This is a genomic window from Streptomyces sp. NBC_01233 (assembly GCF_035989305.1).
GTDB lineage: Bacteria > Actinomycetota > Actinomycetes > Streptomycetales > Streptomycetaceae > Streptomyces.
The window spans coordinates 18996-42351 of record NZ_CP108515.1 but is presented as its reverse complement, the minus strand read 5'-3'; the positions used below and the strand labels follow the sequence as shown (position 1 = coordinate 42351).

The following is a 23356-nucleotide window of genomic DNA, read 5'->3' as shown; positions in this document are numbered from 1 at the left end:
CAACGAACCCGGAGCTGTGCTGCCGACGGCATGCTAGGGCGTGTAGTTGTGTGTCGTTTCCGCCCCAGAAGACCTATCTGCAGAGACAAAAGGTTTTCGGCCGGGGGCTCTGCTCTTGTAAAGCAGACAGGAATCTTCGAGGGGGTCCCGCTGAGCCGGGCGTGGGCGCCGGTAGGCCAGACCGGGGCGTTCGAGGCCGAGAAGGTGGTCACACCTACAAGTCGACGGCGGAGGCGCGTCTGGTGATGCATCGGGCGGATCTTCCCTGTTAGGGGAGTCGAGAGCAGAGATGTAGCCAGACATGCATGAAAAGTATGTCCTGTGCTGGCTATCCTGACGAGGTTCCCTATCCTGGGGTGGTGACCACGCAAACCCAACGTTCACGGGTGTAACCACAGAGGTCACTTCGCTGTTCACGACTCGGGTTCTTGGAAGGTTCTGCGAGTCGATCGCCAGGGAGCGGTCCCCGTTGTGGCGACGGAGACCGCTCCACGCGTTTACGGCGGCATCTCGACACTCTTATCGGCAGAGGCTGCGAGGGCTGCAGGGTAAAGAGCGGACAGTTCCGCAAGTAGCCGAGCGTACGCCTCGCGACGCTGGCCCCGAGGCTCTGCATCACCCGATTCCCACCGGGTCACCGCGAGTCGCTTCACCTCAAGTGCTTCGGCTAGTTGTGTCTGAGTGAGGCCGTGGGCTTTTCGGAGCCGCCCCCGCACCGCTGGTGGCGGCAAGACGGTACGGGGCGCGCGGAGTAGCACGTCCACTGAGGCCGGTAGGTCGGTCATCGTTACCCCTCCTGTCGCTCAGAAAGTACATGTGAAGATGCATCGGGGCAGGGCTTATCACGACATGTCACCTACAAAGGTTGTATGAACGATTCTGCTCACAGAGGGATCCCGTGTCGTCGTCCTGCACGCATTCACCTTCGTCGTTGTGCGAGGCAGAGGCAGAGGCAGAGGCGGTGCGAAGAGGGGAGTCATGAAGGCGTCGATCTTCAACTCGCGGTACGAAGACCGGGACCCGCAGCCTGATCGAAGCGTTCTGCTGAATACCAGAGAGACTGGCGAGGGCTCGAGTGCCTTAATCGGCTCTGTGCCAGCGAACGAACCGGCACCCCCACATGGGCGAACACTGGCCCCGGCGGGTCTCTTCCGCAGCGCCGGCTCAATCCGCCGCGTGGTCAGCAGCCACCGCCTGCGGCGCACAAACGCGATCCGGACCGGAATCCGGCCGGACCGCCCCGGCCAGTCCCGCGGACGGCTGGTCGTCGCTCATTACCGGGGTCAAGGAAGGGAGTTCGCCACCTGAGTCCCGGCAGCACGTCCAGTGCTGGGCCCCCCGTCACCCGGCGGGGCGCCGCCGTCGTAGGGGCATGGGGCCGGGGGCGGCACGCGCCACCGACATACGCTACGCCATCCGAGCTAACCCGGTCGTCGGCCATAGCGCGGCGTCCCGCCGTTCCCTTCAATCGGTGTTAACGACGGTGGGGTGCCCATCCCCTGTCGGGGGACCATGGACGGCTGTCGGCGTGATGCGCCACTTCGCCGTGCTCTTCAGGGCACCCCCGACAGGTGCGAGCGCTCGGACGGCTCCCTGTCCTCCCGGGTGCAGCAGCTCCCCACGTCCTTCACGGAGCCTTCGAAAGGGGCTGTCCAACATGGCACTCGCTCTCACTCTCACCCCCGCAACCGTCGCGGTGGGCCAGACCTTCACAGCTGCCGTCACCGGTGCCGCACCCGGAGAACTGATCACTTTTACCTACGACGCGGTGGCCCCGCAGACGGCAACCGCAGACGCCCTCGGCGATGCGAGCGTCACTTTCACAGCGACGACAACGGGCCCGGTAATTGCTGCCGGTGCCATAAGCGGCGTCGCCACGGCGACCGTGACCGTCACGGCCGCGGCGGACTGCGTGGTCACCCTGTCGTCCTCGCCGGCCAACCCGGCCGCAGGCCAGCCGGTGACCCTCACCGCCACCATCACCTGCGGCGGTGTTCCGGTCCCGGGCGCGACCGTACTGTTCGCCACCACCAGCGGCTCCCTGGGAGTCGGGGTCACCACCGCAGCGGGCCAGGCCACCGCCACCACCAGTGCGCTGCCCGTCGGCAGCACCGTCGTCACAGCCACCGTGCTCGCCGCGACCACCACCTGCACCTGCATCGGTGTCGCCGCCACGGCGACCGTGACCGTCACGGCCGCGGCGGACTGCGTGGTCACCCTGTCGTCCTCGCCGGCCAACCCGGCCGCAGGCCAGCCGGTGACCCTCACCGCCACCATCACCTGCGGCGGTGTTCCGGTCCCGGGCGCGACCGTACTGTTCGCCACCACCAGCGGCCCGCTCGGCGTCGGCGTCACCACCGCAGCGGGCCAGGCCACCGCCACCACCAGTGCGCTGCCCGTCGGCAGCACCGTCGTCACAGCCACCGTGCTCGCCGCGACCACCACCTGCACCTGCATCGGTGTCGCCGCCACGGCGACCGTGACCGTCACGGCCGCGGCGGACTGCGTGGTCACCCTGTCGTCCTCGCCGGCCAACCCGGCCGCAGGCCAGCCGGTGACCCTCACCGCCACCATCACCTGCGGCGGTGTTCCGGTCCCGGGCGCGACCGTACTGTTCGCCACCACCAGCGGCCCGCTCGGCGTCGGCGTCACCACCGCAGCGGGCCAGGCCACCGCCACCACCAGTGCGCTGCCCGTCGGCAGCACCGTCGTCACAGCCACCGTGCTCGCCGCGACCACCACCTGCACCTGCATCGGTGTCGCCGCCACGACGACCGTGACCGTCACGGCCGCGGCGGACTGCGTGGTCACCCTGTCGTCCTCGCCGGCCAACCCGGCCGCAGGCCAGCCGGTGACCCTCACCGCCACCATCACCTGCGGCGGTGTTCCGGTCCCGGGCGCGACCGTACTGTTCGCCACCACCAGCGGCCCGCTCGGCGTCGGCGTCACCACCGCAGCGGGCCAGGCCACCGCCACCACCAGTGCGCTGCCCGTCGGCAGCACCGTCGTCACAGCCACCGTGCTCGCCGCGACCACCACCTGCACCTGCATCGGTGTCGCCGCCACGACGACCGTGACCGTGGGAGCGGCGACGGGGCTCACAGCACACCCCGCCTGCTACCGGCTCAACATCCCCCCGCTGCCCTGGGCCTTCGCCACCGCCACCTTCAGCGCGAGTGGCGCGACTCCCGGCGCTACGGTCACCTTCCACCTGGACGGCCCCGCTGGCCCTGTGGTGTGCACCGCCGTCGCCAACGCGAGCGGCAATGCCAGCTGCACAGCCACCCTCACCATCGGGCAGGTGCTGTTCTCCGGCTACACCGCGACCAGCGGGGGCGTCTCCTCGTCCAGCACCCTGTCCATCTGCTTCCCCTGAGGCTCGGCTCCGGCTCGCGCACTGCGGCCGCAGAGGTTACGGGACTTCACGTGAACCGGGCTTGCCGGCAGATGAGTTGACGAGCGACCCGGAAGAGCAGTCGTCTCCCGTAGTGCAAGTACGGGAGACGACTGCTGGAGCACAAGGATAGGCGGGGCGGTACGGCGGCACGCCGACCGGCCCGCCGCCCCTCACCGCAGGAGTCACACAAGGAGCGGAACATGGCCTGCAATTGCGGCGGCGGTGCCCGCCCGACCGTCGTCATCTACCAGCTGAACCTGCCCGACGGCACCGTGCGCCAGTACTACACCGGGCAAGAAGCCGACGCGGCCAACCAACGCACGGGCGGCCTTGGCATCACCAATCAGTAGCGACCGTCCGGGTGCCCTCACGGTGACGGGGTGGATCTCATGACCCTTGTGGAGTTTCTCCTTTCCCTCGGCACGACGTGCCGCATCACCAGATTCATCACCAAGGACACACTCGCGGCGGGGTTCCGCTCCTGGGTGGCCGGCCGTTTCGGCGACGATTCCAAACTCGCCAGCTTGGTCGGCTGCAGCTGGTGTTCGAGCATCTGGGTGGCTTCCGCCACGGCCTTGTCTGCCCACTGGGCCGGAGGGACCATCGGATTCCAGATCACCGCGACAGCGTTGTCCCTCTCCTACCTCGCCGGGTTGGCTTCCCGGTGGCTCGATTGAGTCCGGAGTGCCGTGTCCACCATGATCTCGGCGACCTGCGTGGGATCGACCAGCACGACCTCGAGCGGGGTGCGCGACCCCCATGAGGTCGTGAACCGCACGCCCTCCCACGGATGCCCGGGCCATGCCAGCGTCAGCCGCTCGGCCAGGTCGCGCGCCGCATCTGGCCGAAGCTGCGTACTGCGGCCGACCGGCCGCAGCGCCCCGGTCTCGTCGAGGCGGCCCAGCACGAGCGTCTGCGGTCCTCGCACGGTGCCGTAAGGGATGTGCAGCAGCTCCTGGCCGTCGATCTGAAGGATGTCGAAGACGATGAAGTGTGCCGACGCCTCTGCGGCGAGGCGGGCGGCGGTGCGGCCGCCGGAGACCGCTCGCCGTTGGAGAGCCTCGAACGGCATCTGGCCCTCAGCCCACACGATCAGCTCGCCATCGAGGACCGGTCCGTCGGGCAGGTCTGCGGCCGCGGCCACGAGATCAGGGAAGCGGCTGTGCAGGAGGCTGCCGCGGCGGGACTGCACCAGCAGCAGGCCGGGCGCCGGCCACGGTGTGAAGACGATCGCCCGGCAGCCGTCGAACTTCTGCTGGAACCGCAGCTCACCGGGCAGCGCGCCAGGCGCGGGCACCATGTCGCGGGCCTGCGCCAGCATCGGTTCCACCGGCGGCCGAAGCACCTTACGTCCGGTCTACGGGCTGCCCGGTGCCCCCGCGACCTGGCACGGCCAGCGGTGTCGCGGGCGTCATCATGTGATCAGCGCGCACGACCTTGCGCGGTCACATCTCGTTGGGCGGAACATGAAGCTGACGACCGAGCCGGGCCACGTGGAGGTGCTGGCGGAGGAGGCCGTCGTCGCGGCGTGCACGCTGGCCGACGCCGCCGACCCCGTCGCGGTGGAGCGTGGGCGCGGTGGAGGACGTGGCCGCCGCCCTCGGGATCCTGGCCGGTGCGCTCGCCCAGCTCGACCCTGAGTGCGCGGAGATCCTCGCGGTCGTGCCTGTGGCGGCGGCCGCCGTCGTGGAGCGCGCCGAACAGGCCGGGGCCGGAACCAAGCCGGGCGACGCCGCCGGTGGCAGAGCGGCGGCCGGAGCGAGTGCGGCGCTGCGCCAGGCGCCCACTGCCCGTGGTCTGACCCGGCACCGTGTCCACCAGTTCGGGGCCGCCCTGGTGACCGTCACGCTGAACGCGGCTGCCGCCCAGGCCCTCGCCGTGCTCCTCGCCGCCCGCCTCGGACTCCCTCGCCAGGCACCCGCAGCCGAGGACGAACCCGCTGGGGTGCAGGGCCGGCCGAGACGGCCGCGGCCTCACTCGCGGTGGCCCTGGCCGCCTGCGGGCCTGGAACGTACGCCCGGGTCCTCGCCTCCGGACGGGTCACCGTCAGCCTCACCCTGAGGGCCTCCGTGTTGCGCGCTGCGCAGCCGGTTCCTAGGAGCGTTCGCGGATACCACGCAGGCCCTTGGTCGGCCCCTGGAGCTATCTGAGGAGTCCGTTTGCGATCTGCTCCAGGATGACGGCGAGTGAGCTTCGATCCTCGACGGTCAGCGTGCCCCTCATGTCCTCGATGACCGCGTCGACCCCACTGCTGACCTGGAAGTAGCGGAGGATGAACTTGCTGCGTTCAGACGGGGAAAGGCGCTCGACGGCGGCGTCCATCAACGCAGCGCCGCTGTGCCATGGGCCGTCTGATGTCACCCCCGCAGTCGCAACTTCGTGCCCAGCGGGCCGGGGGTCAGGTACGCGGTTCTGGTGCGTCGATTCGTCCGATGCTCGGGGTCCCGCTCCCTCACCGCCTGAGTTGATGGGTGCTGGCTGCGCCGCTACTTGAGGTACGCCTGGGGCGGTACCAGTCGAGACAGTTTTACGGCCGTAAAACTGATCGGCCTCCTGCTCGGTCCCGGCAGGCTTCACGCCGGTCAGCGGCTTGGGAATGGCAGACGCCTTGCTGGCCTTCTTGGCTGCCGATCGTTCGGCAGATGTGGTCGCCCGCTGCTTCTGCTCGTCTTCCCACCATGAGAGCTGCTTCGGGCCGTCCCAGGCGTTGTCTCTGGCCAGCTTGCCCAGCGACCGCGCGGCGTCGAGCGGCATGGCTTTCGTCCGGACCAGGTCTTGGGCTTCGGGGGCCAGGTGGGTGAGGAGTATGCGCTGGGTGACCCAGCCGTCGACCCGTTCGAAGTGCTGGGCTACAGCGCGGTTGGAGCCGAACTCGGCAACCAGGGATTGGACTGCGTATGCCTCTTCTATGGGGTTGAAGTTCTGCCGGTCGACGTTTTCGGAGACCACGGCCTCCATGAACGTCTTGCGGTCTTTGGCCAAGCCGTCGTCGACAACACAGTTCAAGGTGGGGCTGCCGGCGGCCGTGGCTCCACGGTATCGGCGCTCACCGGTGACGAGGACGTAGTCGACGTCACCGATCCGCTCCGCGTGGTCGGACCACAGTTTCAGGTAGGCGCTGCGGCTGACGGCGGGGCATGCCTGGATCTGGCGGCGCAGCAGGCTCTTGCCGAGGTCGATCAGCTCGGCTTCGGTCCCGAAGTCGATACGCGGATTGACCAGGTTGGGGGCAAGCCGGCGGAGGGGGACGCGGAGCAGGCGGCCGTCGGCTCGGGTGTCGACGACTGGGGTGTCATCTTCGTCGCCGAAGAAGTCGTCGAACTCATCGTGCTTGGCCATCACCGGCCTCCTGTGTACTTCTGGCGGCGGAGCTGGTGTTCCAGGGCGAGGGACACGAAGTCCTGCTTGGCCTTGGTGGCGATGTGGTTGGACTCGTACTGGGTGCAGAACCGCCCGTTGGTGATGCCGCGGGTGTGCGGCTTGTAGTGACGGACGGTGGCGTTGAACAGCTCCCAGCCTCTGCGCTGAGCGAGGCTGATGGTGCGGTCGCGGTCTGCGGTGCCGTCTCGGGGGTCCCAGTTGTTGACGACGACCCCATAGGGGATCTGGCGGGGAATGAGGACGCGCTCCACGGTGACCCTGGTCGGGGTGAAGGCGGATCCCTCTGCTTCAAGGGGGACGATGACGTCGTCGGCGACATCGAGGACCGCCCGGAGCGAGTCTCCGGTGGTTCCGTCACCGAGAGGATCGATGGACTCGTCCTCTTCGTCCTCTGCCTTCAGCGGCATGAAGCCGGGGGTGTCGACGATGATGATGTCGGCCTTGGCGCTGCGCAGACGGCGCAGCTTCTCGAGGCTCTGGCTGGCATCGACCACGCGGAAGGGGACGGGCCTGCCGGCCTTCCTCACCTTCTCGGCATGTTCGATGCTGGTGCCCTGGGGGTCTATTGAGACGACCGCTACGGACGGGCCAGCTGCGGTCTCGGCGCCATCGCAGCCGAGGATGTCTGCGTAGACCGCAGCGAGGTTGACCGACAAGAGTGACTTGCCGACCCCGCCCTTACGGTTCAAGAGCACGGTGATGTAGGGCATGTACTTCTCTCCGACTACTTCCCGGGAACCCGGTACTTCGGATGGACGGGAAGCATCCTCTCAGATGATCAGAGAGCATCCATCAGGGCGTGCGGAGCGCCGTGGTTTTACGGCCGTAAAACCTCGTGCGGTGGGCGACGGCCTGACTGCCCCAGGGGGCGGTCGCGCTCGGCGAGTTTTACGGCCGTAAAACATGCGGGGCTCGCCGTCCCAAGGTGACCTCTTCGAATGCGCAGCAAGTCGGGATGCTCATCCCGTCTTTCGCGCGCTCCGGCAGGGGCCCGACTCGTCGTGAAACACATGAAGGCCCGGCTCCCCCGCAGGTGATCACGGAGGAGTCGGGCCTTCATGTCAGGCCGCCCAGGTCGCGGGCGCGCCATGGTCAGGGTTAGGGATGCCGGCGGCGGTCGCCTGTGCGGCGGGGTGCCACAGGGCGGTTACCGGCACAGCCCCGGGTTCGGTTTCGGGTGTCCAGACCATGCGCCAGGTGTCGTCCCACTCGCATCCGCAGCCGTGGTCCGGGTGCGGGTGCCGTAAGAAGACGCCGTGGGTGTGGACCGCGCGGGGAATGAGGGGGATGAGTACGGAGGGGTCGTCGCCGGGGTAGAGGTGAAGGTTCCGCCAGCCGTGGGTCCGGGCCATGTACGCGGCGGCGGCCTCGATGACGTCGGTCCACCGCTGGTGTCCGAGCGCGAGGAACGCGACGGGTAGAGGTGGTCGTCGGTGGGGTTGTCGATCCCGGTGATGCGGAGGTCGCGGTGGGCGATGAACCCGCTGTCGGCTGCGTCGTCGGCGCAGGGAGTCCATATCTGTTCGACGGGGTGCGGGGTGCCGTCGTCGCCCTCGCTGGTCGCGATCTCGTACAGGTCGGTGGTGGTCACTCGCTCACCCCCGCGACGGCGGCGGCGAGGAGCGCGGTGACGTCGGCGCCGTGCGGGTCGGTGTAGCTCTCGTGGTCGCTGACGTCGAACGCGGCGTTCTGCGCGGTGACGGTGAAGCCGGGGATGACGAGGGCGGCGCGGCCTGCCAGTTCGGTGTTGAGGCGGTCGGCGTCGCGGGCCTTCTTGCGCAGGTTCACCTTCGGAGCCGTACCGGCCCCGGTGGTGCCGGGCTTGGGCTTCTTCGTGAGGCTGACCTTCGGCTCCGGCTTACGGATCTCCAGGTCGCCCGAGACCGCGACGCCGTCGACCAGGTCAGCGAGGCCAGTCGCTGTGAGTTTCGCGCGCTGGATGTCGCTGGCACCGTTGGTGACGATGCCGACCGTCCACCCGGACGCTCGCAGATGGGCCAGGCCCTCGAGGACTTCGGGACGGCAGGAGCTGGCAGCCGCCATAAGTCCGACGTACTCCTGCCACAGCTGCGCCGCGGACACCTCCAGGGCGAAGGTCGCTCGCAGTCGGGCGAAGTCGGCGACATTCGCTCGGTCGGCCAGTTCAGTGCGCAGCCATTGCTCCGCGCCCGCAGTAAGGGCATGGGTGCGGCGCAGGCGGGTCACGGCGTCGCTGAGTGCCGACTGCCGGTCGGCCAGCGTGCCGTCCAGATCGAAGAGTGCGAGGCGGGGCATGAGCACGGACCCTACCGGGCCAGCTGCAGAAGCCAGTTCGCGGCAACAGCGCATCCCGAATCTAGATCACGTGGTGTATCTTTTCACGATACGCTGCCTGAGATGGAGGCTGGAATGCCGGATCCGATGCGTCGAATCGATGCCTTGGTGGATGCCGACACGCTTCCCCCTCCTCGCGTGCGACAGCAGCTTCGCGTCGCCGGGGGCCTCACTCAGGCGGAAGTCGCTGAGGCCATCGGTGTCCAGCGTGTCGCCGTCGCACGGTGGGAGGCAGGGCTCACCCAGCCCCACCGCAACAATCGTCTGAAGTACGCCAGTTTCCTTCGTCAGCTGGCCCAAGACCACCCGGCTGCCGTAGAGGAGGCGCCAGGTGAGCACTGACCTCGTGCTCGGTTTCGGGCACGCCGACTCCGCCTTCGGTTTCGAGGGGGTCGGGGTGACGTGACGCCACCGGCCGCGCGCCAGAAGAGCGGACTGACAATCCACTCGGCCTCGCGCGGCCCTTCTCTCCGACCGGGCTTGACACCCCGGATCGGCTGCTCGGTCCCGGCTTGAGACCCGGTTCCGAGCTTCGGCTCATCGAGCCACTTCTCCACTAGCACTACCCCGCCTTTGACAAGCGGGTCGGCCCCTTTGACAAGGGCCACCACCTAGCGAGACCCCGGTCGCTGACAACGGCCGACGTCCTGCCCACGAACCGCGGGGCCCTGTGACAGGGGCTCTGCGGTTCACCAGAACCGAGACGAGAGGACGAATCCCCCCACCACTGGCCTGAGGGCCGTGGTGGTGCCGGTCCTGTGTGCGCCCGCTCCTCACGGAGGGGGCGCGCCCACCCATCTGCTGAGAGAGGTCGCCGTGGGCGGTGGACCAGGTGACGTCCTCGACCTGGTGGCCGGTGAACTCGGGGATGACGCGGCGCAGGTACTCCTCCCGTACGGCCTCGCGGGCCGCCGGCGGCGGGACGCTAGCAAGGGCGCCCAAGGCCGCCGTCATCTCCTTCCACCACACCTCGGGAAGGCCGGGATCCTCATCGAGGACGGGGCGCGGGGAGACGATCGGGTCCGGGGCGAAGCCGTACAGCTCGGCGCGGTAGGCGTAGCCCTCGGTGGTCCAGTCCCGGATGCGGAACAGGTCGGGGCGCGGCACCGACGCGGGGAGGGTGCGGGAGGTGGACGGGCCGTTCCACAGGGTGCCGCCCTCGGTGCCGGCCGCGGCGCAGACCACGCGGAGCCAGTGCGGGCCGGCGGCCGACGACAGGGTCCGGCCCCGGTACCCCCACACCCGGCGGCCGGTGGCGCGCAGGCCGAACTGGTCGGCGGCGTTCCGCTGGGCGGCCAGCATCCGGTCCACGGTGGCGGGGGCGGGGGCCTCGAACATGGCGGGTCCTACCTCGGGTGGGAGACGGGCCGCGTCCTTGGAAACCAGGTTGGTAGCCAGGGCCGCGGCCTGTTTCACGGTGAGGCCCGCCCGTTCGGCCAGGTTCCCGAACGTCAAGCGGGCGCCGGAGGATGTTGGAAGGCCCGTCAGCGAGGGCCTTCTCCCGGGCGTCAGTCCTCGGCGATACCGGTGTGTCCGAGTCCGTCGTCCAGGGTGATGCGGATGGTCTCCCCGGAGCCGGTGGCGCCGGCGAGTTCGGCGGCAATCCGGTTGTAGGCGGTGGTGGCGAGTGCCCAGTCGGCTTCCAGGACGGTGGCTGTGGTCCGGGTGTTCCAGAGTTCGATCAGCACGGCGATGAGGGAGCGTCCCGAGAGGGCGGCCTGGATGCGGCCCTCTTTGACGTCCTCCACGGCGGGCGGGGTACGGAAGTGGCCGTGGTCGACGGCCAGAGCGGAGAGGAACTCCCAGGTGTCGCGGTGCAGGACGAGTTCGGCAGAGGCTACGCCGGCGGCCTTCAGCAGCAGGACGCCGTGTGCGACCTTCGGGTCCTCGGGCTGCGATGCGGAGGTCTGCCCGGAGATGGCGGGCGCAGGTGCGTTTTTGGTGCCCGTGCCGCGGTAGGCGGCCTCGATGGCGGCTTTCAGACCGTCCTCCGCCACCTCGTTGCCGGTCGGCTTCCTTAGATCCTGGCCCTTGGTTTGCTCCATGTTCTCCCCCTGGTCCTCACGTTCGCGCGCGGTCTGCCACTTGGGCGGTTCGGCGGTGTCCTCCTCGCCGTTCTGGCTGGCCTCGGCTGCGCCAGTCTGTCGTGGGTCTGGCTGCTGCGGGACGGCAGCCGGGGCTTCGGCGAAGCCGCGAAGGAGGTCGGCGAGCGCGCGTAGCTGCTGTATCTCCTCCCGTGCTTCCTCCCGGCCCTCCTGGAGGTCGGCGATCATCTTGTCCTGGCGGCGGCGCAGCTCCCGATTTTCCTCGCGTAGACCGGTGACGCCGTTCTGTACGAGTTCCTGGATCTTCATGCGGGCCTGGGAGAGTTCGCCGTGCAACGCTGGGAGACCCACGGTCGGGTCGTCCAGGCGCTCCAGCTGTTTGCGTGTCTCCCTCAGTTGCCCCATCGCTTCATCGAACGCCTGTGTCCACTTCACGCGACTCCTTGACTACGTTCCGTTACGACCGCTCGTATCTCCCCATAAGCGGCTCAACCGACACGGCGTTTTCCGGCCCTTCCCCGGATGGGGAGGCCGAGGCCCCGGGCCCGCTGCTCTGCGCCGGGGCCCGCGCGGAGGGTGCCGGTACCACCCGGGTCATCCCGCAGCTGAGGCGGACAACGTGACACGGGAGGAAGCGGCCCTGGCCTACGTCTTCCCACGGGACTGCGGACGAGAGCCCTGCGCCTGGTCCACACTGGTGAAGTAGACGATGAGGAGGTGAAGGGGACATGAGCATTGCCAGCCTTGCCCAGCACCACGGGCCCTGGACCGTCGACGCGGTCCTGGCCCTGGCCGAAGACCGTTCGCACCGCTACGAACTTGTTGGTGAGTCGCTCGTGATGTCCCCCGCTCCCGGCCTGCGTCACCAGCGGGCGTCCTTCCGTCTCCACGTTGCGATCGACGCGGCGGCCCAGGCCGTCGGCGCTCCGGTGGAGGTGCTGGAGGCAATCAACGTGATCCTGCCGTCCGGGCTGGTCGTGCCGGACATCGTCGTCGCCGACGCCGGCGCGACCGCCGAGGACGGCGTCAGCATCGACGCCGAAGCGGTGCAGCTGATCGTCGAGCTGGTCTCGCCCGGCAACAAAACCATGGACCGCAAGTTCAAGCCCATGCTGTACGCCGAGGCGGGCATCGAGCACTACTGGCGACTCGAGTTCGATCCGGCCCCGCGCCTGATCGTCAACGAGCTCGCCGAAGGCCGGTACGTCGAGAAGACGATCGCCCTCCCCGGTGCCACGACCCGTGTCGAGGCGCCGTTCCCCTTCGAGATCGACCCGGCCGGGCTCACCCAGCCCAAACGGCGAGGCTAGAGGCAGGCCGCTGCCGTTTCCATTGGAAACGGCAGCACTGGAGCAGCTTTCATCGGCAGCACTCGGTCCTCAGTTGTTGCTGTCCTCGCTGGCCTGGTCGGTGGCCCGAGCGGGTGCCTGGTGGAGATCAAGGGGCCTCCGCGGACTGAGAGCACGGTCGGCCGGTCCGTCGTCTTGAGGACCTGGCTGCGATACCCCGGGCCTGTCCCGTACTTCCGGGCCTCTACACCGTGCGGATTCTTGTCCCATTCATCCAAGTGCTGGGCCACGGCGTTCAGGAGGTCCTGCTCCGCCGGGGATGCCTCACGGCTTGTGCTGCTCTCCTGCAGGACGGCGACGATGGTGACGGCCGTGGGTCCTACGTCACCGGTTCGGCGCAGCGCCATCGCGCGGATGAGCGGAAGCAGGCAACCGCAGTTGACGGCCGGCTCATCGCGCGGGCGCTTGCTGGGTGACCGGGGCTGCCTGCTTGTTCGGGCCACGCATCTTCGCCGCGGCCGCCGGAGGCCGACTGCCCGCTCTATCGCCTCGGCGCGTTCGAGGGGACTACGCGTGGTCGGGCTGACGCGTAGCCCTTCGCGCAACAGTGCTGGTCCGGTGCCCACGCGTATTCGTGGACAGTGATCGGCCGGATCCGGCCACTGTTCAGGAAGATCCAGCGGGGTGTGACGGTGGCCGGTAATTTCGGTCCGATTTGAGACCTCCGATCACGGTGGTGGACGGGCTGGGCAGCGCGGGTGAGGGAGCTGTGGGCAATACGGAGCGCGAGCTGAACCAAGAACATCAGGCCTTGCGTCGGACGCTCAGCGAGCGGCACGCGCGGGTGGTCCGGCTGGACCAGGACGACCTCGAGTTCGATGCGGAGTACGAGCAGCTGGTGGCGGAGGCCGCTCGGCTCATCGACTTCGAGAACCAGTTGCCGGCCCGGCTTGCCGAGCCGAAACGCGAGCGTAGCGAGCGGTTCGTGCGGTGGTCGTGGCGCGCGGAGGCGGCGGTGTCCGCCGTCTTGATCGCGGCTGTGTTCCTCCTGGGGGACACGGCGTGGTGGCTGGTGGTCCTTGTTCCGCATCTGCTGGCCACCCTGGGAGGCTGCGCGATCAAGGTCACCGCCGCCCGGCACGCGACCCAGGTCAAGGTCGCGGCCGCTCTGCACGCGCTGTGCCTGCTGGTCGCGCTCGCGAGTCTGGGCGTGCTGTCCGCGTGGTTCATCATCGCCATCCTGGCCGGCTGGTTCGTGATCGGTGTGGCATCGGACGGCACCGAGGCAGCCAAGGGACGGACCCTGTGACCGGCGAATACGACCACCAGATCCGGGACCTGGACCACAGGATCGACTCCCTGGATAGCGACCTGAGCAGCCTCAGCGGGAAGTTCGGCGATACCGAGGATCTCGGCTACGAGCTCCGTGACATCCGCAGCGATGTCAGCAGCGCGGAGACCAAGCTCGAGGAACTCGAAACCGAGCTGCAGGACCACGTCGGGGAAACCGATCGGGCGGTGAAGCGGCTGGTCGGCCAGGTACGGCTCCTGGAGGGACAGCTGCTGGCCGCGGGCGGGGCTCAGCGCGCTGATCTGGATTCGTTCTCCGCTGAGCAGCGGAAGCTGGCCCGGGCGGTCAGCCTCGGCTGGGAGGCCCGCGCTGCTCTGCTCAGTGAGTACGAGCAGTCGGCGTATCGCCAGCGGGTGCAGAGATTCGGGGCTTCGATCGTTCAGCATCAGGAGCATCGTGCGGAGGTGATCGACGCGGTAGGAAGGCTGGTCGGTACCGGTACTGCCCGCGAGCGTGCGGCAGCGGTGACGGAGCTCGGGCAGGCTCTGGGGCAGGAGCGGCGGTTGAGCCAGGACCTGGACCGGCAGGCCGATCCGGCGGCGGAGGCGAAGCGGGCCCTAGCCGCCGATGCGAGGGTCCGTGCGGAGAAGCAGGGCGTGATCGCGGCGGGGGAGAAGGCCGAGCAGAAGCTGATGCTGGCGCTGCGCAGCCGGCTGAGTGACGCGTTCAGCGCGCGGGCTCTGCCGCCGGTGTGGTTCGCGACGGTCCTCGGATCGGTTCCGCCGGCGGCCAGGACCCAGAAGTGGGTGGAGGCGGCGACCGGGGTGCTGCTGTACCGGCTGACCTACGGCATCACGGACTCCGTGGTGGCTCTCGGGAACAAGCCGGCCGGGCGTACGGGGCGGCGTGCGGAGTGGTACAAGCAGCTGGCCCAGGACCTGCGGTACTGGTAGCGAAGGGTCGGAATGTCCGTGCGGAGTGACAGGCGACAGATCCAGACGGCGGTGCTGGACGCCGCGCTCCACCGCATCATCGGCGTCGGCGCCGCCGTGGTCACCACCTGGCTGACAACCGCAGCCGCTGACCAGACCGTTCCGGATACCGGACCGACCTCACCGACGAAGAAGAAGACGATGAGCGCACAGACCCCGGAAGAGCTGATGGAGGCCCTGCGCAAGCAGGCCGAGGCACAGGAAGCCGCCGAGAAGGCGCTCGCCGACACCCTGTTCAAGCTCTCGCAGCAGCCCGAGAACCAGTAGCGCCGCTGCGTGAACGCCTCGGGCACCGTCGAATTTGCTGGCGGCATCAGAAGACGAGCCTTGGATTGATCGTGCGCCTATATCTTATGGGCATCATCGAAATATGGGGGTGTGATGCGGGTTCAGGTCAGCATCGAATCGGGCGATAGCGGCATAGCGGTCACTGATCTGTATCGCTGGCTGCGCCAAGACGACCAACTGCGCCGCGATGCCGAGGTGCGGCTGCTGCCACCGTCGCAGACCAACGGCTCCATGAACGCCGTCGAGATCATCGAACTGGTCATAGGCCAGGCTGTCGCCATGGCCAACTTCGCCGTTGCTTACGCCGCTTGGCGGCAAGGGCGCAGAGCGACAGCGCCTGTCACGATCACGGTCGGCGAGCTGTCGGTCACGGTGACGGACGGTTCGGAGGAAGCGATTCGGCGGATCGTAGACCTCTTGCAGCCCGAGAGCGATCAATGACCCTTCCCGATCCTGCGAGGTCTCGTGCGGTCTTAATCGGGTGCGACCGCTATCGTCACCTGGCAGACCTTCCTGCTGTGGGAAATAACGTCCGCGAGCTCGCCACCTTGCTGATGGAGCCTGGCCTCTGGGGTCTGGACCCGGAGCGTTGTGTGGTGCTGAACAATCCTTCCTCCGTTGACGCCGTACTGAACGCGGTTCACGATGCGGCGGCTCAAGCGTCGGACTGTCTTGTGGTGTACTTCGCAGGCCACGGACTCTTGTCTCCCGACGCCGATCTGCTGCTTGCTCTGCCTGAGTCCGACAACGAGCGGCTGTATCGGAGCATTCCCTACAGCCTGCTCCGCCATGAACTGGTCGACACATGCACGGCTCCTAGCCGCGTGGTCATATTGGACTGCTGCTACAGCGGAATGGCGCTGCAGGGCCACATGGCCACATCAGCCGAAGTGGCGGATCGAGCTGGCGCCGAGGGCACGTACGTGATGACTGCTTCGTCCGAGACCAAGCTGGCCTGGTCCCCAGAGGGCGAGGAATTCACAGCCTTCTCGGGCGAACTGCTGAGGGCGCTGGCCGAAGGAGTGCCCGATGCACCAGACCCACTGGAAATGGGCGCACTGTTCCAGCATGTGCGCAGGGAACTGGTCGCGAAAGGGCGCCCTGTGCCGCAGCAGCGAGCCCGCAACAGCGGACACAACATCGCGCTGACCCGTAACCGCTGGACGACGCCGATACCCGGCGACCCTATAGACGTTCAAATAAAGACAGAATCCCTGCTGCAGGTGGGCATCGCGCTGACGCCAGACGCGTCGGCCGAGTCGGCAGAGCTGGCTGGCTTGGAGCCTGGGCAGGCGGGACTGTCCACGGCTGAAACGGTGTGCTCGTCGCCGATCGAGGAGACAGTGTCCACCAATTCCCTGGAATCGACCCCGTCGCGGTTCTGGGGCTCCCGCCTGGAGATTGCAGTCGTAATTACGTTAATTATCGTCATGCTCGTCATAACGGCTGGAATATCATGGCTGCTCCGTCCGCAGAAGCGCGTCCCCGACGCCCGGGTCAGGCCCCCCACCAGCCCGTGCAACCTACTTACGAATGATCAAGTGAAGTTTATTTTCGGGGGAGCTGCCAACGGGTCCGCAGGCCCCGACGCGAAAGAGGGGTGGGTCGATCACTGCGACTGGGTGTACGACGATCCGGGAATCGAAAATCCCTATCGCCTGGGGATAGATCTGAACGCTTACTCGTCATCGGAATATGCGCATGACGCCTTGTGGAAGGTGCCCTTGGAGGCCACCCCTGCGGCGACACAGCATTGCATCAGTATCGACGCCCATGAATATTGGAACCCCCTTAATGTAGCGGTCGGCGACGGGGGTACCCCAGTCAGGGGCAGGGCTCCGGCATGAAGCAGGTATGACCGTTTTTTGATCACGGAATGGCCAGGATTCGCAGGGGCCGGGTGGCGTCGCGGGCGTTTCCTCTGAGAGCTGTGGCGATGCTGCGGAGACCGGCCAGGCGAAGGGCTCCGATGGCGAGGTTGCGCCAGGTGGCCATGGCGCGGGGCGCGTTGCCGGTCCGCAGCTGTGAGGCGTCCTCGGCAAAGGTCGTGTCCCTCACGTGATGGAGCGCCTCTACCGACCAGTGGCCGCGGATCAAGGACGCGAGCTGGGCCGGATTGGCCTGCTCGGCGGTCAGGCTGGTGACCGCGTACACGGTCTTGGTGCTGACCTTGCCGGTCTTGCGGTTGACTCGGCGCCGCTTGAGTTCGATGGCCTGGGCGGCGCCGGGGAAGAGCAGGCCGGCGACAGTGCAGACCTTGATCCGGCGGATCTCGCTGCGGCCGTGGCCGGTCCCGACGGTGCGGTTCTGGAGTGGGATCTGCTTCCAGGGAAGGGACTTCATCTGCTTGCGGAGCTTCTTCTGGTTTCCCTTGACGATGACGATGTAGTGGGCGCCCCGGCCTCCCAGGTACTCGGCGTGCTCGCGTTGGGTATGCATCGCGTCGCTGGTCACGACCGCTCCGGTCAGGTCGATGGCATCCAGTAGTGGCTGGAAGCAGGTGATTTCATTCGTCTTTGTCTCAACGTCGACCTGGCCCAGGACGGCGGAAGTGGCGTGGTCGACGGCCGCCAGCAGGTGGATCTTCAGGTCGTGCGCGCGGGCGGCGCCGCGCAGGGATTTGCCGTCCACCGCGATCGCCCGCAGCAACCGCTCGCTGGGTTGCGGGCATCGGGCGGACAGCCAGCTGCCGACGGCTCGGTCGAGTACGTCACCGTCGACCTGGGCGAGTACCCGGCGGATGGTGGCCTCACCAGGGGCGTGGTGTTGGCCGGTGAAGGGGTCGCAGCTGGCACCGAGCCGGGCCAGGACCGACTGCGAGGCGTCAGCCGCCCACTCACTGATCGCCAGCAGAGAGGTCGCGCCGGTCAGGACCGCAGCGGCGCAGATGGCGAGCACGCCGACCAGGGGGTGAAGCCGGCCCCGTGGGTCACGGGGGTCCGTCACCGTCGCAAGGCAGGTCAACAGGCCCGGGCACTCCTCAACCGACAGAGACGATGCGGTGGCGAGTTGGTCAAGCGAGGCGGGCATGAGGGATGATTCGGCAACGGCAGGCACGGTCTTCCAGCAGGATCATGGGACGTAGACACTCACATGATCGCCGGTGACCGTGCCTGCCACATTTCGTCACGAACCCTCCCAGCAAGGCAAGTTGGGGTGAACACCCTCAAGTCACCTTCGTGCCGATGCCCTGCCCCGCAGACGAGGAAGCGGCATGGCCAAGCGGACCGACTGTGACCTATGCGGCCATGCCGGCGCAGACGTCATGGACCACCCACCCCGGTGACCCGCGGCGGCAACCCGCGCACGGCGCGGTCCAGGCTGCCACGCGAAAAGTCTTACGGACCGTGCCGTCGGCCATCGCATGCCGCTGTGCCGCCCTGACGCGAACCGGGGCTACTCGACTCCTGACCGCAGGTGCCTTGCCGATCTCGCGACGGGCTGCACCCAGGACGTGCTGCGATTCCCCCGCGTACCGGTGCCTCGGCTGGGACCATCTATGCACATCCCAACCGCTGGGGCATTGGAGAGATGTGGCTGTTTCGAATCGGCTCCGCTTCGAGGTCCTGCGCCGGGACCGGTACACCTGTCGCTACTGCGGGGGGTCCGCTCCGGACGTAACGCTCCGTGTGGATCATGTGGTTCCCGTGGCGCTCGGAGGTTCTGATACCCCGGACAATCTCGTGGCAGCCTGCGAGCCCTGCAACAGCGGCAAGAGCAGCATGACAGCTGACTCCGAGATAGTTAAGAACGTCTCGCGGGACGCTCTTAGGTGGGCCGAGGCAATGCGGCGGGCGGCCGCAGATATGACTGCACAGCACGAGGTGGGCGAGACCTTCAGAAGCACTTTCTTCGAATCTTGGAACTCATGGACACATGCAACTTCAGGAGAAGATGGCGCAATAGCACTGCCTACGGATTGGAAGAATAGCCTGGATGGATTTCGGGAAGCCGGGCTGCCAGTTGAAGCCATACCCGGGATCGTCGAGAAGGCGATGCGCAAGGGTGGCGTGAAAACGGAGAATCGATTTCGATACTTTTGCGGCATCACCTGGCGGATGATTGGTGAACTACAGGAGCGGGCTCGCGCATACGTGTCCGACGGCGAGGGGAGTCGAAAACCATTGAGCTTCACCCCTTGGATCAGGCAGCTGTTGAGACATGGAAGGCCAGTTGGACGGAGGACCATGAGGAGTCGCCCACTCATCAGTAGGTCTCAACCTTCGCCGAAAGCCTGAGCCTGCTCAGGGGGGCCGAGCGGTGGGTGGATCCCATCCGCACCATCACAGCTGCCGTCCACGGTGCCGGCGAACGTTGCGGCACCATCCAGGAACCCCTTGAATCGCTGAGCAAGCAAGAGCGTGCCGACATAGTCATGGAGTGGGTAGATGCTTGGTACTTCCTGACGGGGGACGCACCGGACAACTTCTTTCTCTCCGTGGTCCAGGATCAAGTAGACAAGGTATCGAATATCTCCCCTTCTTCGCACCGCATGAAGATCGCAGCTTGCATAGCCGCCTACCATCGATCCTGGAACCTTCACCATGGATTGACACCCAACGAGCTGGCGGCACTTAATCACAGCGCAGATCGACAGAACGCGATCGACATATGGACTCGCTGCTTCTACGAGGCCGGGCGGCGATGGCCCAGCGATGACGAAGTGACAGCATATCTACGAGAACTTGACACGGTAGGGGGCCGTCCTGCCGGTGAGGTCTTTTCTGCAGCTGCGCGGGCTGGAACCAGTTTGGCCACGGCGCTTCGCGAATTCCTAGCGGAGCAGCCAACCGCAGAGGGGGCGTCACGCGGCTCAGAACAGGGAAGCGAGGGCTCGGTTCTCGCGTTCCGCCCCCGCGCCAAGCGCTGGCAGGCGGATGGCGAGGGCGAGCGATAGCGGTGCCAGCGCACCCACTGGTTTGGCGAGCAGCCGGATAGGCCAGGACGGGTACGGGTACGTACCCGTACCCTAGAGGCATGGGAAGGAGCACCACGATGTCCGATGCCAACGTAAGAATCCCCGAGGAAGCCAAGGACCGCCTCGCGGCGATCGCAGCCGCCGAGGGGCTGTCCCTGCGCGCCTACCTGGCTCGGCTGGCCGAAACGATGCTGACGCCGGCCGAGCGCGCCGAGCGGGCGGAGAAGGCGCAGGCCGCGTTGCGGTCCTGGAACGGGTACGCCCCGACCGCCGCCGAGCAGAGCGAGCTCGACGACGAACTCGACCGACGGCTCGCGCAGGTGCAGCGCCCGTGAGCGAAGCGATGCACATCGTGCTGGACGAGACGGCAATGGCCGCGGCCGGACAGGGCAACGTACTGGCCTCCCGGCTGATCCACCGCGCGCACGCCGAGACGGGCTGGTTCCTCTACGCGCCCTCGTGCGCGCTCGTCGAGGCCGACCGGGCCCGGCCCGGTACCGCCGAGCACTTGGCGGCACTGCCGGGTATCACCGTCTTGGATCTGGACCTGCCCGCAGCGCTTGCCGTGGCGCAGCAGGAGACCTGGGCGGCTGCCCATAGCCAGCACGCGGCGCAGCCGACGGCGGACCGGCCGGAAGGGGCGATCGTGGCCACCACCATGCCGAAGCGGTGGGAGGGTCTGCCGGTCCGGGTCCTGGACCTGACCCCGTGAGCGGCCAGGCCCGGCTGTCGGGGGATACCTACTGCGAGGGCATCGCGGCTGGTCTGACGGCAGTTCGTCGAGGACTCGTTGGCTTGGAGCAGGCGGTAGATGGCCTTGGGGGCCGCGTTGAAGCGCTCGACGAGAAGATCGACCGAAATCAGGCCCAGATCATCGAGCTGCTCACCCAGCTCGTGGGGCAGCGCCCCGACGCCAGCTGATTTCTCCGGGCCCGGCGCCCGGCCTGTCCATGGCGACGGCTCCGACCACGCACTCTGGTCGGAGCCGTCGCGCGTCCAGGCTCAGTTTCCGGCGAGCAGGTGTTCCTGCCGGGTCTGGACGAGGCCGCGCCACGCGCCGCGGACGTCGTCTTCGCTCGTGGTCCAGCGGATGGTCGACGGCCCCGGCAGGGGCAGGGCGCCCATGAAGTGAGCGATGTCGGTGAAGTAGGCGAAGTCGCCGGTCGCGGTCAGCACGCGCAGCCGGTCGATGGTGGCGGCCAGGCCCTGGTCCTCGCCGCGGACGGCATGGTGGAAGGCGAGGGCGAGCTCCACGAACCGGTGGAGGAAGGGAAGCCCCGCGGCCTCGATCTCGGGTCTCCGGGGCAGCGCCCCCTTTGAGGTGTGGATACTGAGCCCGGCGCCATCGGGTGGCGTGCATGAAGCAGAGCCGCTCCGGACTCCAGGAAGGAGTATGGCGACAGATCCGGCAGGCCGGCGGCGTAATCCAGGACGCCTGCTTCAACGGCGCGGCGGTGCGAAGGAACTCGGCGACACTGACGCCTTCCCGACGTTGCCGACCCCAGTCACGTAGATGGATGTGGCAGAACTCGGTGCCCGGGTTCACAGCTCGCTCGCACCGCGGGACGCCGCATTCCCAGGCGTAGACGTGATGGTCACCGGGCAGGTCGATCACGTCCGTGCGGAAGGCGGCGTCGAACGTCGGCGCGTTGAGCAGGGCCGTCAGCAGCTCCAGGCGGTCGCCGGTGGTGCGGCTCGAGGTCGTGGACGGTGACAGGACGGGCAGCAGTCGGCGGACCGGGGTGCTCATTCCTCCTCACCCCAGACGGCCTTCAGAGCGGCCACGAACTCCGGCGAGTGCTGGTCGGGGTGGCCGTAGACCTCGTCGACCATCTTCATAGAGGCCCAGTTGCCCGCCTCCTTGGCCACCAGCGGGTCGTTGCCTGACGCGTCGAGGATCTTGCCCATCGTGCTGTGCCGGAACTGATGCGGCTTGATACGGCCGGGCAGGCCGGCCCGTCTCCCGGCCCGCCGCAGCATGCCGCGGGCCGCGTCCGCCGTCCACGGCTCACCGATGTTCGACCCGTGCAGCTGGATCAGCAGCATCCCGTGCCCGGTGGCGTACTTCGTGTACTCGGTGGTCATGTAGATGAAGTAGGTGCTGATCATCGCCGGGCTCACCCGGTAGATCTCCCCACCGGTGATCACACCGTCCTGCAGCCGCCACTGGGGCTTCTTCTTCGCCGCCGCCCGGTTCGGGTTGGCTCCGCGGTGACACACGTGAACGTGCGGACTCTTGCACTCGCCGCAGGCCGCGTTCTCCCGCAGGTGCAGGTCGACCACATGCAGCCCGGTCAGCCCGCCGATCCGCAGCGTCGTGTCGGACAACCAGGTCACCACCATGGCGTCCCGAGCCGTGTTGACCTCGCTCAGCAGCTCGGGCCTCGCCCCGTCCGGGAGCATCTTCGGGTGCCGGCGGTGCGAACGGCCGGGCGGCGTCAGCGGGTTGGCCGACATCGAGGTCACCAAGTGCCCCAGCAGCGTCCGGTCCCGGTCCGGCTGAGTCGGCAGCCGCCGGACATCCAAGGCCGCCTTGAGCTCGGGGTTCACCCCCTGCCGGGCGCATTGATGCAGGTAGAAGCCCTTCAAGCAGGCGGACGTGACCTTGAGGGCGCCGGGGCCGTACGGACGTTTCGGCGGCAGCCGCCACGGCTCGCCGAACGGCATCGACACCCGTGCCCCGACCGCCCCCATGTACCGCTGCAGATCGGACAGTGAGATCTTCGCCGTCGTCAGCCCTTCACGCACCCGCCACCGAAGGTGATCGACGAGGGTGTACGCATACGTCTTCTGTGTCCCCGAGCCCTCGTACTGGCAGAGGAAGCAGTCCGCCTCCTCGTCCACGGTCAGGTCGGGCCACACGATGGTGTACGACCGGCTTCCGTCCCCTCGGACAATCTCCTGGACCCGAATGTCATCCAGGACAATCACACTCCGCACGTGCCCCTCCCGCCGCATCCCGACACGACGAACAGCCTTGCCGAGATCGGTAAACGAGAACGCGAAGGCCCTACAGACCACTCCGACGAGTGACCCCGACACTCACAGCACAGTCGGTAAAGTCCCCGATCAGATACTGCCGGGCGCCGGAGCCGGCTGCCCGCGGCTGCGGGACCGTCAGGGAGGCGGAGGAGGCCGCCAGGCCGGGCCATGCGGCGGGGCCGGTCCAGTCGAGCTGGCCGTGCAGCGCGGGGTCCGCCCACGGCAGCCGGCTGCGGCCGCCGATGACGAAGAAGGTGCCGGGCATGAGCCACACCAGACGCTGCAGCAGACGCTCGAAGTCCCGGTGCCGGTCTGCGGTGTCCTCGAAGGTATCCAGCAGAACCACCGGGACGATGCGCTTCTTCGCGGGCAGCCGGCTCAGGTCCCAGGCCAGCAGGTGCGGGTAGTAGGACAGCGCCTCCAGCAGTGGAGCACCGAGGCCGCCGAACAGGCCGTACAC

Annotated in this window: 27 protein-coding genes; 16 read left to right on the top strand and 11 right to left on the bottom strand. The window is 67.7% G+C overall.

Annotation, left to right across the window (positions count from 1 at the left end):
* Positions 1-497: 497 nt before the first annotated feature.
* Positions 498-785 (bottom strand): helix-turn-helix domain-containing protein, encoded by a 288-nt coding sequence (locus tag OG332_RS47250; protein ID WP_327419638.1) that lies wholly within the window; start codon positions 783-785, stop codon positions 498-500.
* A gap of 872 nt (positions 786-1657) precedes the next feature.
* Here OG332_RS47250 and OG332_RS47245 point away from each other — a divergent pair.
* The 3 genes from OG332_RS47245 to OG332_RS47235 all read left to right on the top strand — a co-directional run bounded on the left by OG332_RS47245 (position 1658) and on the right by OG332_RS47235 (position 4074).
* Positions 1658-3376, top strand: a complete 1719-nt coding sequence (locus OG332_RS47245; protein WP_327419637.1) for an Ig-like domain repeat protein — start codon at positions 1658-1660, stop codon at positions 3374-3376.
* Between the two features lie 221 nt (positions 3377-3597).
* Positions 3598-3747, top strand: coding sequence for a DUF7196 family protein (locus tag OG332_RS47240; protein ID WP_327419636.1), 150 nt, complete (start codon positions 3598-3600; stop codon positions 3745-3747).
* A gap of 39 nt (positions 3748-3786) precedes the next feature.
* The gene (locus OG332_RS47235) at positions 3787-4074 is read left to right on the top strand and encodes a hypothetical protein (RefSeq protein ID WP_327419649.1); all 288 of its coding nucleotides are present in this window, start codon (positions 3787-3789) and stop codon (positions 4072-4074) included.
* On the opposite strand, the gene OG332_RS47230 is transcribed toward OG332_RS47235, so the two are convergent.
* A complete protein-coding gene (locus OG332_RS47230) occupies positions 4038-4718 on the bottom strand; it encodes an ATP-dependent DNA ligase (RefSeq protein WP_327419635.1) in 681 nt (226 codons plus the stop codon). The two genes, OG332_RS47235 and OG332_RS47230, sit on opposite strands and share 37 nt — an antisense overlap.
* A 257-nt stretch (positions 4719-4975) precedes the next feature.
* Between OG332_RS47230 and OG332_RS47225 the strand changes: the two genes are divergently transcribed.
* The gene (locus tag OG332_RS47225) at positions 4976-5458 is read left to right on the top strand and encodes a hypothetical protein (RefSeq protein ID WP_327419634.1); all 483 of its coding nucleotides are present in this window, start codon (positions 4976-4978) and stop codon (positions 5456-5458) included.
* Between the two features lie 81 nt (positions 5459-5539).
* Here OG332_RS47225 and OG332_RS47220 read toward each other — a convergent pair whose 3' ends face one another.
* The 3 genes from OG332_RS47220 to OG332_RS47210 form a co-directional block, all read right to left on the bottom strand.
* Entirely contained in the window at positions 5540-6736 is a 1197-nt protein-coding gene (locus OG332_RS47220) for a ParB/RepB/Spo0J family partition protein (RefSeq protein WP_327419633.1), read from the bottom strand.
* Positions 6736-7488 carry a ParA family protein gene (locus tag OG332_RS47215; protein ID WP_327419632.1) on the bottom strand — a complete coding sequence of 251 codons (753 nt, stop codon included), beginning with the start codon at positions 7486-7488 and terminating at the stop codon, positions 6736-6738. Before OG332_RS47215 ends, OG332_RS47220 begins: the two co-directional genes overlap by 1 nt.
* A gap of 877 nt (positions 7489-8365) precedes the next feature.
* Positions 8366-9052: an HAD family hydrolase gene (locus tag OG332_RS47210; protein WP_327419631.1), complete on the bottom strand. Its 687-nt coding sequence runs from the start codon at positions 9050-9052 to the stop codon at positions 8366-8368.
* Here OG332_RS47210 and OG332_RS47205 point away from each other — a divergent pair.
* On the top strand, positions 8960-9433 hold the full coding sequence (locus OG332_RS47205) for a helix-turn-helix transcriptional regulator (protein WP_327419630.1): 474 nt from the start codon (positions 8960-8962) through the stop codon (positions 9431-9433). The genes OG332_RS47210 and OG332_RS47205 overlap by 93 nt on opposite strands.
* Positions 9434-9628: 195 nt before the next feature.
* Here OG332_RS47205 and OG332_RS47200 read toward each other — a convergent pair whose 3' ends face one another.
* Positions 9629-10546, bottom strand: a complete 918-nt coding sequence (locus tag OG332_RS47200; protein ID WP_327419629.1) for a hypothetical protein — start codon at positions 10544-10546, stop codon at positions 9629-9631.
* Positions 10547-10599: 53 nt separating this feature from the next.
* Positions 10600-11571: a hypothetical protein gene (locus tag OG332_RS47195; protein WP_327419628.1), complete on the bottom strand. Its 972-nt coding sequence runs from the start codon at positions 11569-11571 to the stop codon at positions 10600-10602.
* Positions 11572-11864: 293 nt separating this feature from the next.
* On the opposite strand from OG332_RS47195, the gene OG332_RS47190 reads away from it, so the two are divergent.
* The 6 genes from OG332_RS47190 (at position 11865) to OG332_RS47165 (ending at position 16843) form a co-directional block, all read left to right on the top strand.
* A complete protein-coding gene (locus OG332_RS47190; protein WP_327419627.1) occupies positions 11865-12446 on the top strand; it encodes a Uma2 family endonuclease in 582 nt (193 codons plus the stop codon).
* Between the two features lie 748 nt (positions 12447-13194).
* Complete coding sequence (locus OG332_RS47185) at positions 13195-13734, top strand: hypothetical protein (RefSeq protein ID WP_327419626.1); 540 nt, start codon at positions 13195-13197, stop codon at positions 13732-13734.
* Positions 13731-14669: a hypothetical protein gene (locus tag OG332_RS47180; RefSeq protein WP_327419625.1), complete on the top strand. Its 939-nt coding sequence runs from the start codon at positions 13731-13733 to the stop codon at positions 14667-14669. Before OG332_RS47185 ends, OG332_RS47180 begins: the two co-directional genes overlap by 4 nt.
* A gap of 12 nt (positions 14670-14681) precedes the next feature.
* Positions 14682-14975, top strand: a complete 294-nt coding sequence (locus tag OG332_RS47175) for a hypothetical protein (protein WP_327419624.1) — start codon at positions 14682-14684, stop codon at positions 14973-14975.
* Between the two features lie 114 nt (positions 14976-15089).
* Positions 15090-15437 carry an effector-associated constant component EACC1 gene (locus OG332_RS47170; RefSeq protein ID WP_327419623.1) on the top strand — a complete coding sequence of 116 codons (348 nt, stop codon included), beginning with the start codon at positions 15090-15092 and terminating at the stop codon, positions 15435-15437.
* The gene (locus OG332_RS47165) at positions 15434-16843 is read left to right on the top strand and encodes a caspase family protein (protein ID WP_327419622.1); all 1410 of its coding nucleotides are present in this window, start codon (positions 15434-15436) and stop codon (positions 16841-16843) included. Before OG332_RS47170 ends, OG332_RS47165 begins: the two co-directional genes overlap by 4 nt.
* A gap of 22 nt (positions 16844-16865) precedes the next feature.
* On the opposite strand, the gene OG332_RS47160 is transcribed toward OG332_RS47165, so the two are convergent.
* Positions 16866-18026: an ISAs1 family transposase gene (locus OG332_RS47160; protein ID WP_442816416.1), complete on the bottom strand. Its 1161-nt coding sequence runs from the start codon at positions 18024-18026 to the stop codon at positions 16866-16868.
* A 155-nt stretch (positions 18027-18181) separates the two neighbouring features.
* Between OG332_RS47160 and OG332_RS47155 the strand changes: the two genes are divergently transcribed.
* The 5 genes from OG332_RS47155 (at position 18182) to OG332_RS47135 (ending at position 20835) form a co-directional block, all read left to right on the top strand.
* Positions 18182-19234 (top strand): HNH endonuclease, encoded by a 1053-nt coding sequence (locus OG332_RS47155; RefSeq protein ID WP_327419620.1) that lies wholly within the window; start codon positions 18182-18184, stop codon positions 19232-19234.
* 26 nt (positions 19235-19260) lie between these two features.
* Complete coding sequence (locus OG332_RS47150) at positions 19261-19893, top strand: hypothetical protein (protein WP_327419619.1); 633 nt, start codon at positions 19261-19263, stop codon at positions 19891-19893.
* A gap of 98 nt (positions 19894-19991) precedes the next feature.
* Positions 19992-20249 carry a hypothetical protein gene (locus OG332_RS47145; protein WP_327419618.1) on the top strand — a complete coding sequence of 86 codons (258 nt, stop codon included), beginning with the start codon at positions 19992-19994 and terminating at the stop codon, positions 20247-20249.
* Positions 20246-20626 (top strand): hypothetical protein, encoded by a 381-nt coding sequence (locus OG332_RS47140; protein ID WP_327419617.1) that lies wholly within the window; start codon positions 20246-20248, stop codon positions 20624-20626. The genes OG332_RS47145 and OG332_RS47140 overlap by 4 nt, the downstream gene beginning before the upstream one ends.
* Positions 20623-20835: a hypothetical protein gene (locus OG332_RS47135; RefSeq protein WP_327419616.1), complete on the top strand. Its 213-nt coding sequence runs from the start codon at positions 20623-20625 to the stop codon at positions 20833-20835. Before OG332_RS47140 ends, OG332_RS47135 begins: the two co-directional genes overlap by 4 nt.
* Positions 20836-20916: 81 nt before the next feature.
* Here OG332_RS47135 and OG332_RS47130 read toward each other — a convergent pair whose 3' ends face one another.
* From OG332_RS47130 to OG332_RS47120, 3 genes are all read right to left on the bottom strand, one after another.
* The gene (locus OG332_RS47130) at positions 20917-21168 is read right to left on the bottom strand and encodes a hypothetical protein (RefSeq protein WP_327419615.1); all 252 of its coding nucleotides are present in this window, start codon (positions 21166-21168) and stop codon (positions 20917-20919) included.
* 492 nt (positions 21169-21660) lie between these two features.
* Positions 21661-22854: a tyrosine-type recombinase/integrase gene (locus OG332_RS47125; RefSeq protein ID WP_327419614.1), complete on the bottom strand. Its 1194-nt coding sequence runs from the start codon at positions 22852-22854 to the stop codon at positions 21661-21663.
* Between the two features lie 70 nt (positions 22855-22924).
* Positions 22925-23356, bottom strand: coding sequence for a hypothetical protein (locus OG332_RS47120; protein WP_327419613.1), 432 nt, complete (start codon positions 23354-23356; stop codon positions 22925-22927).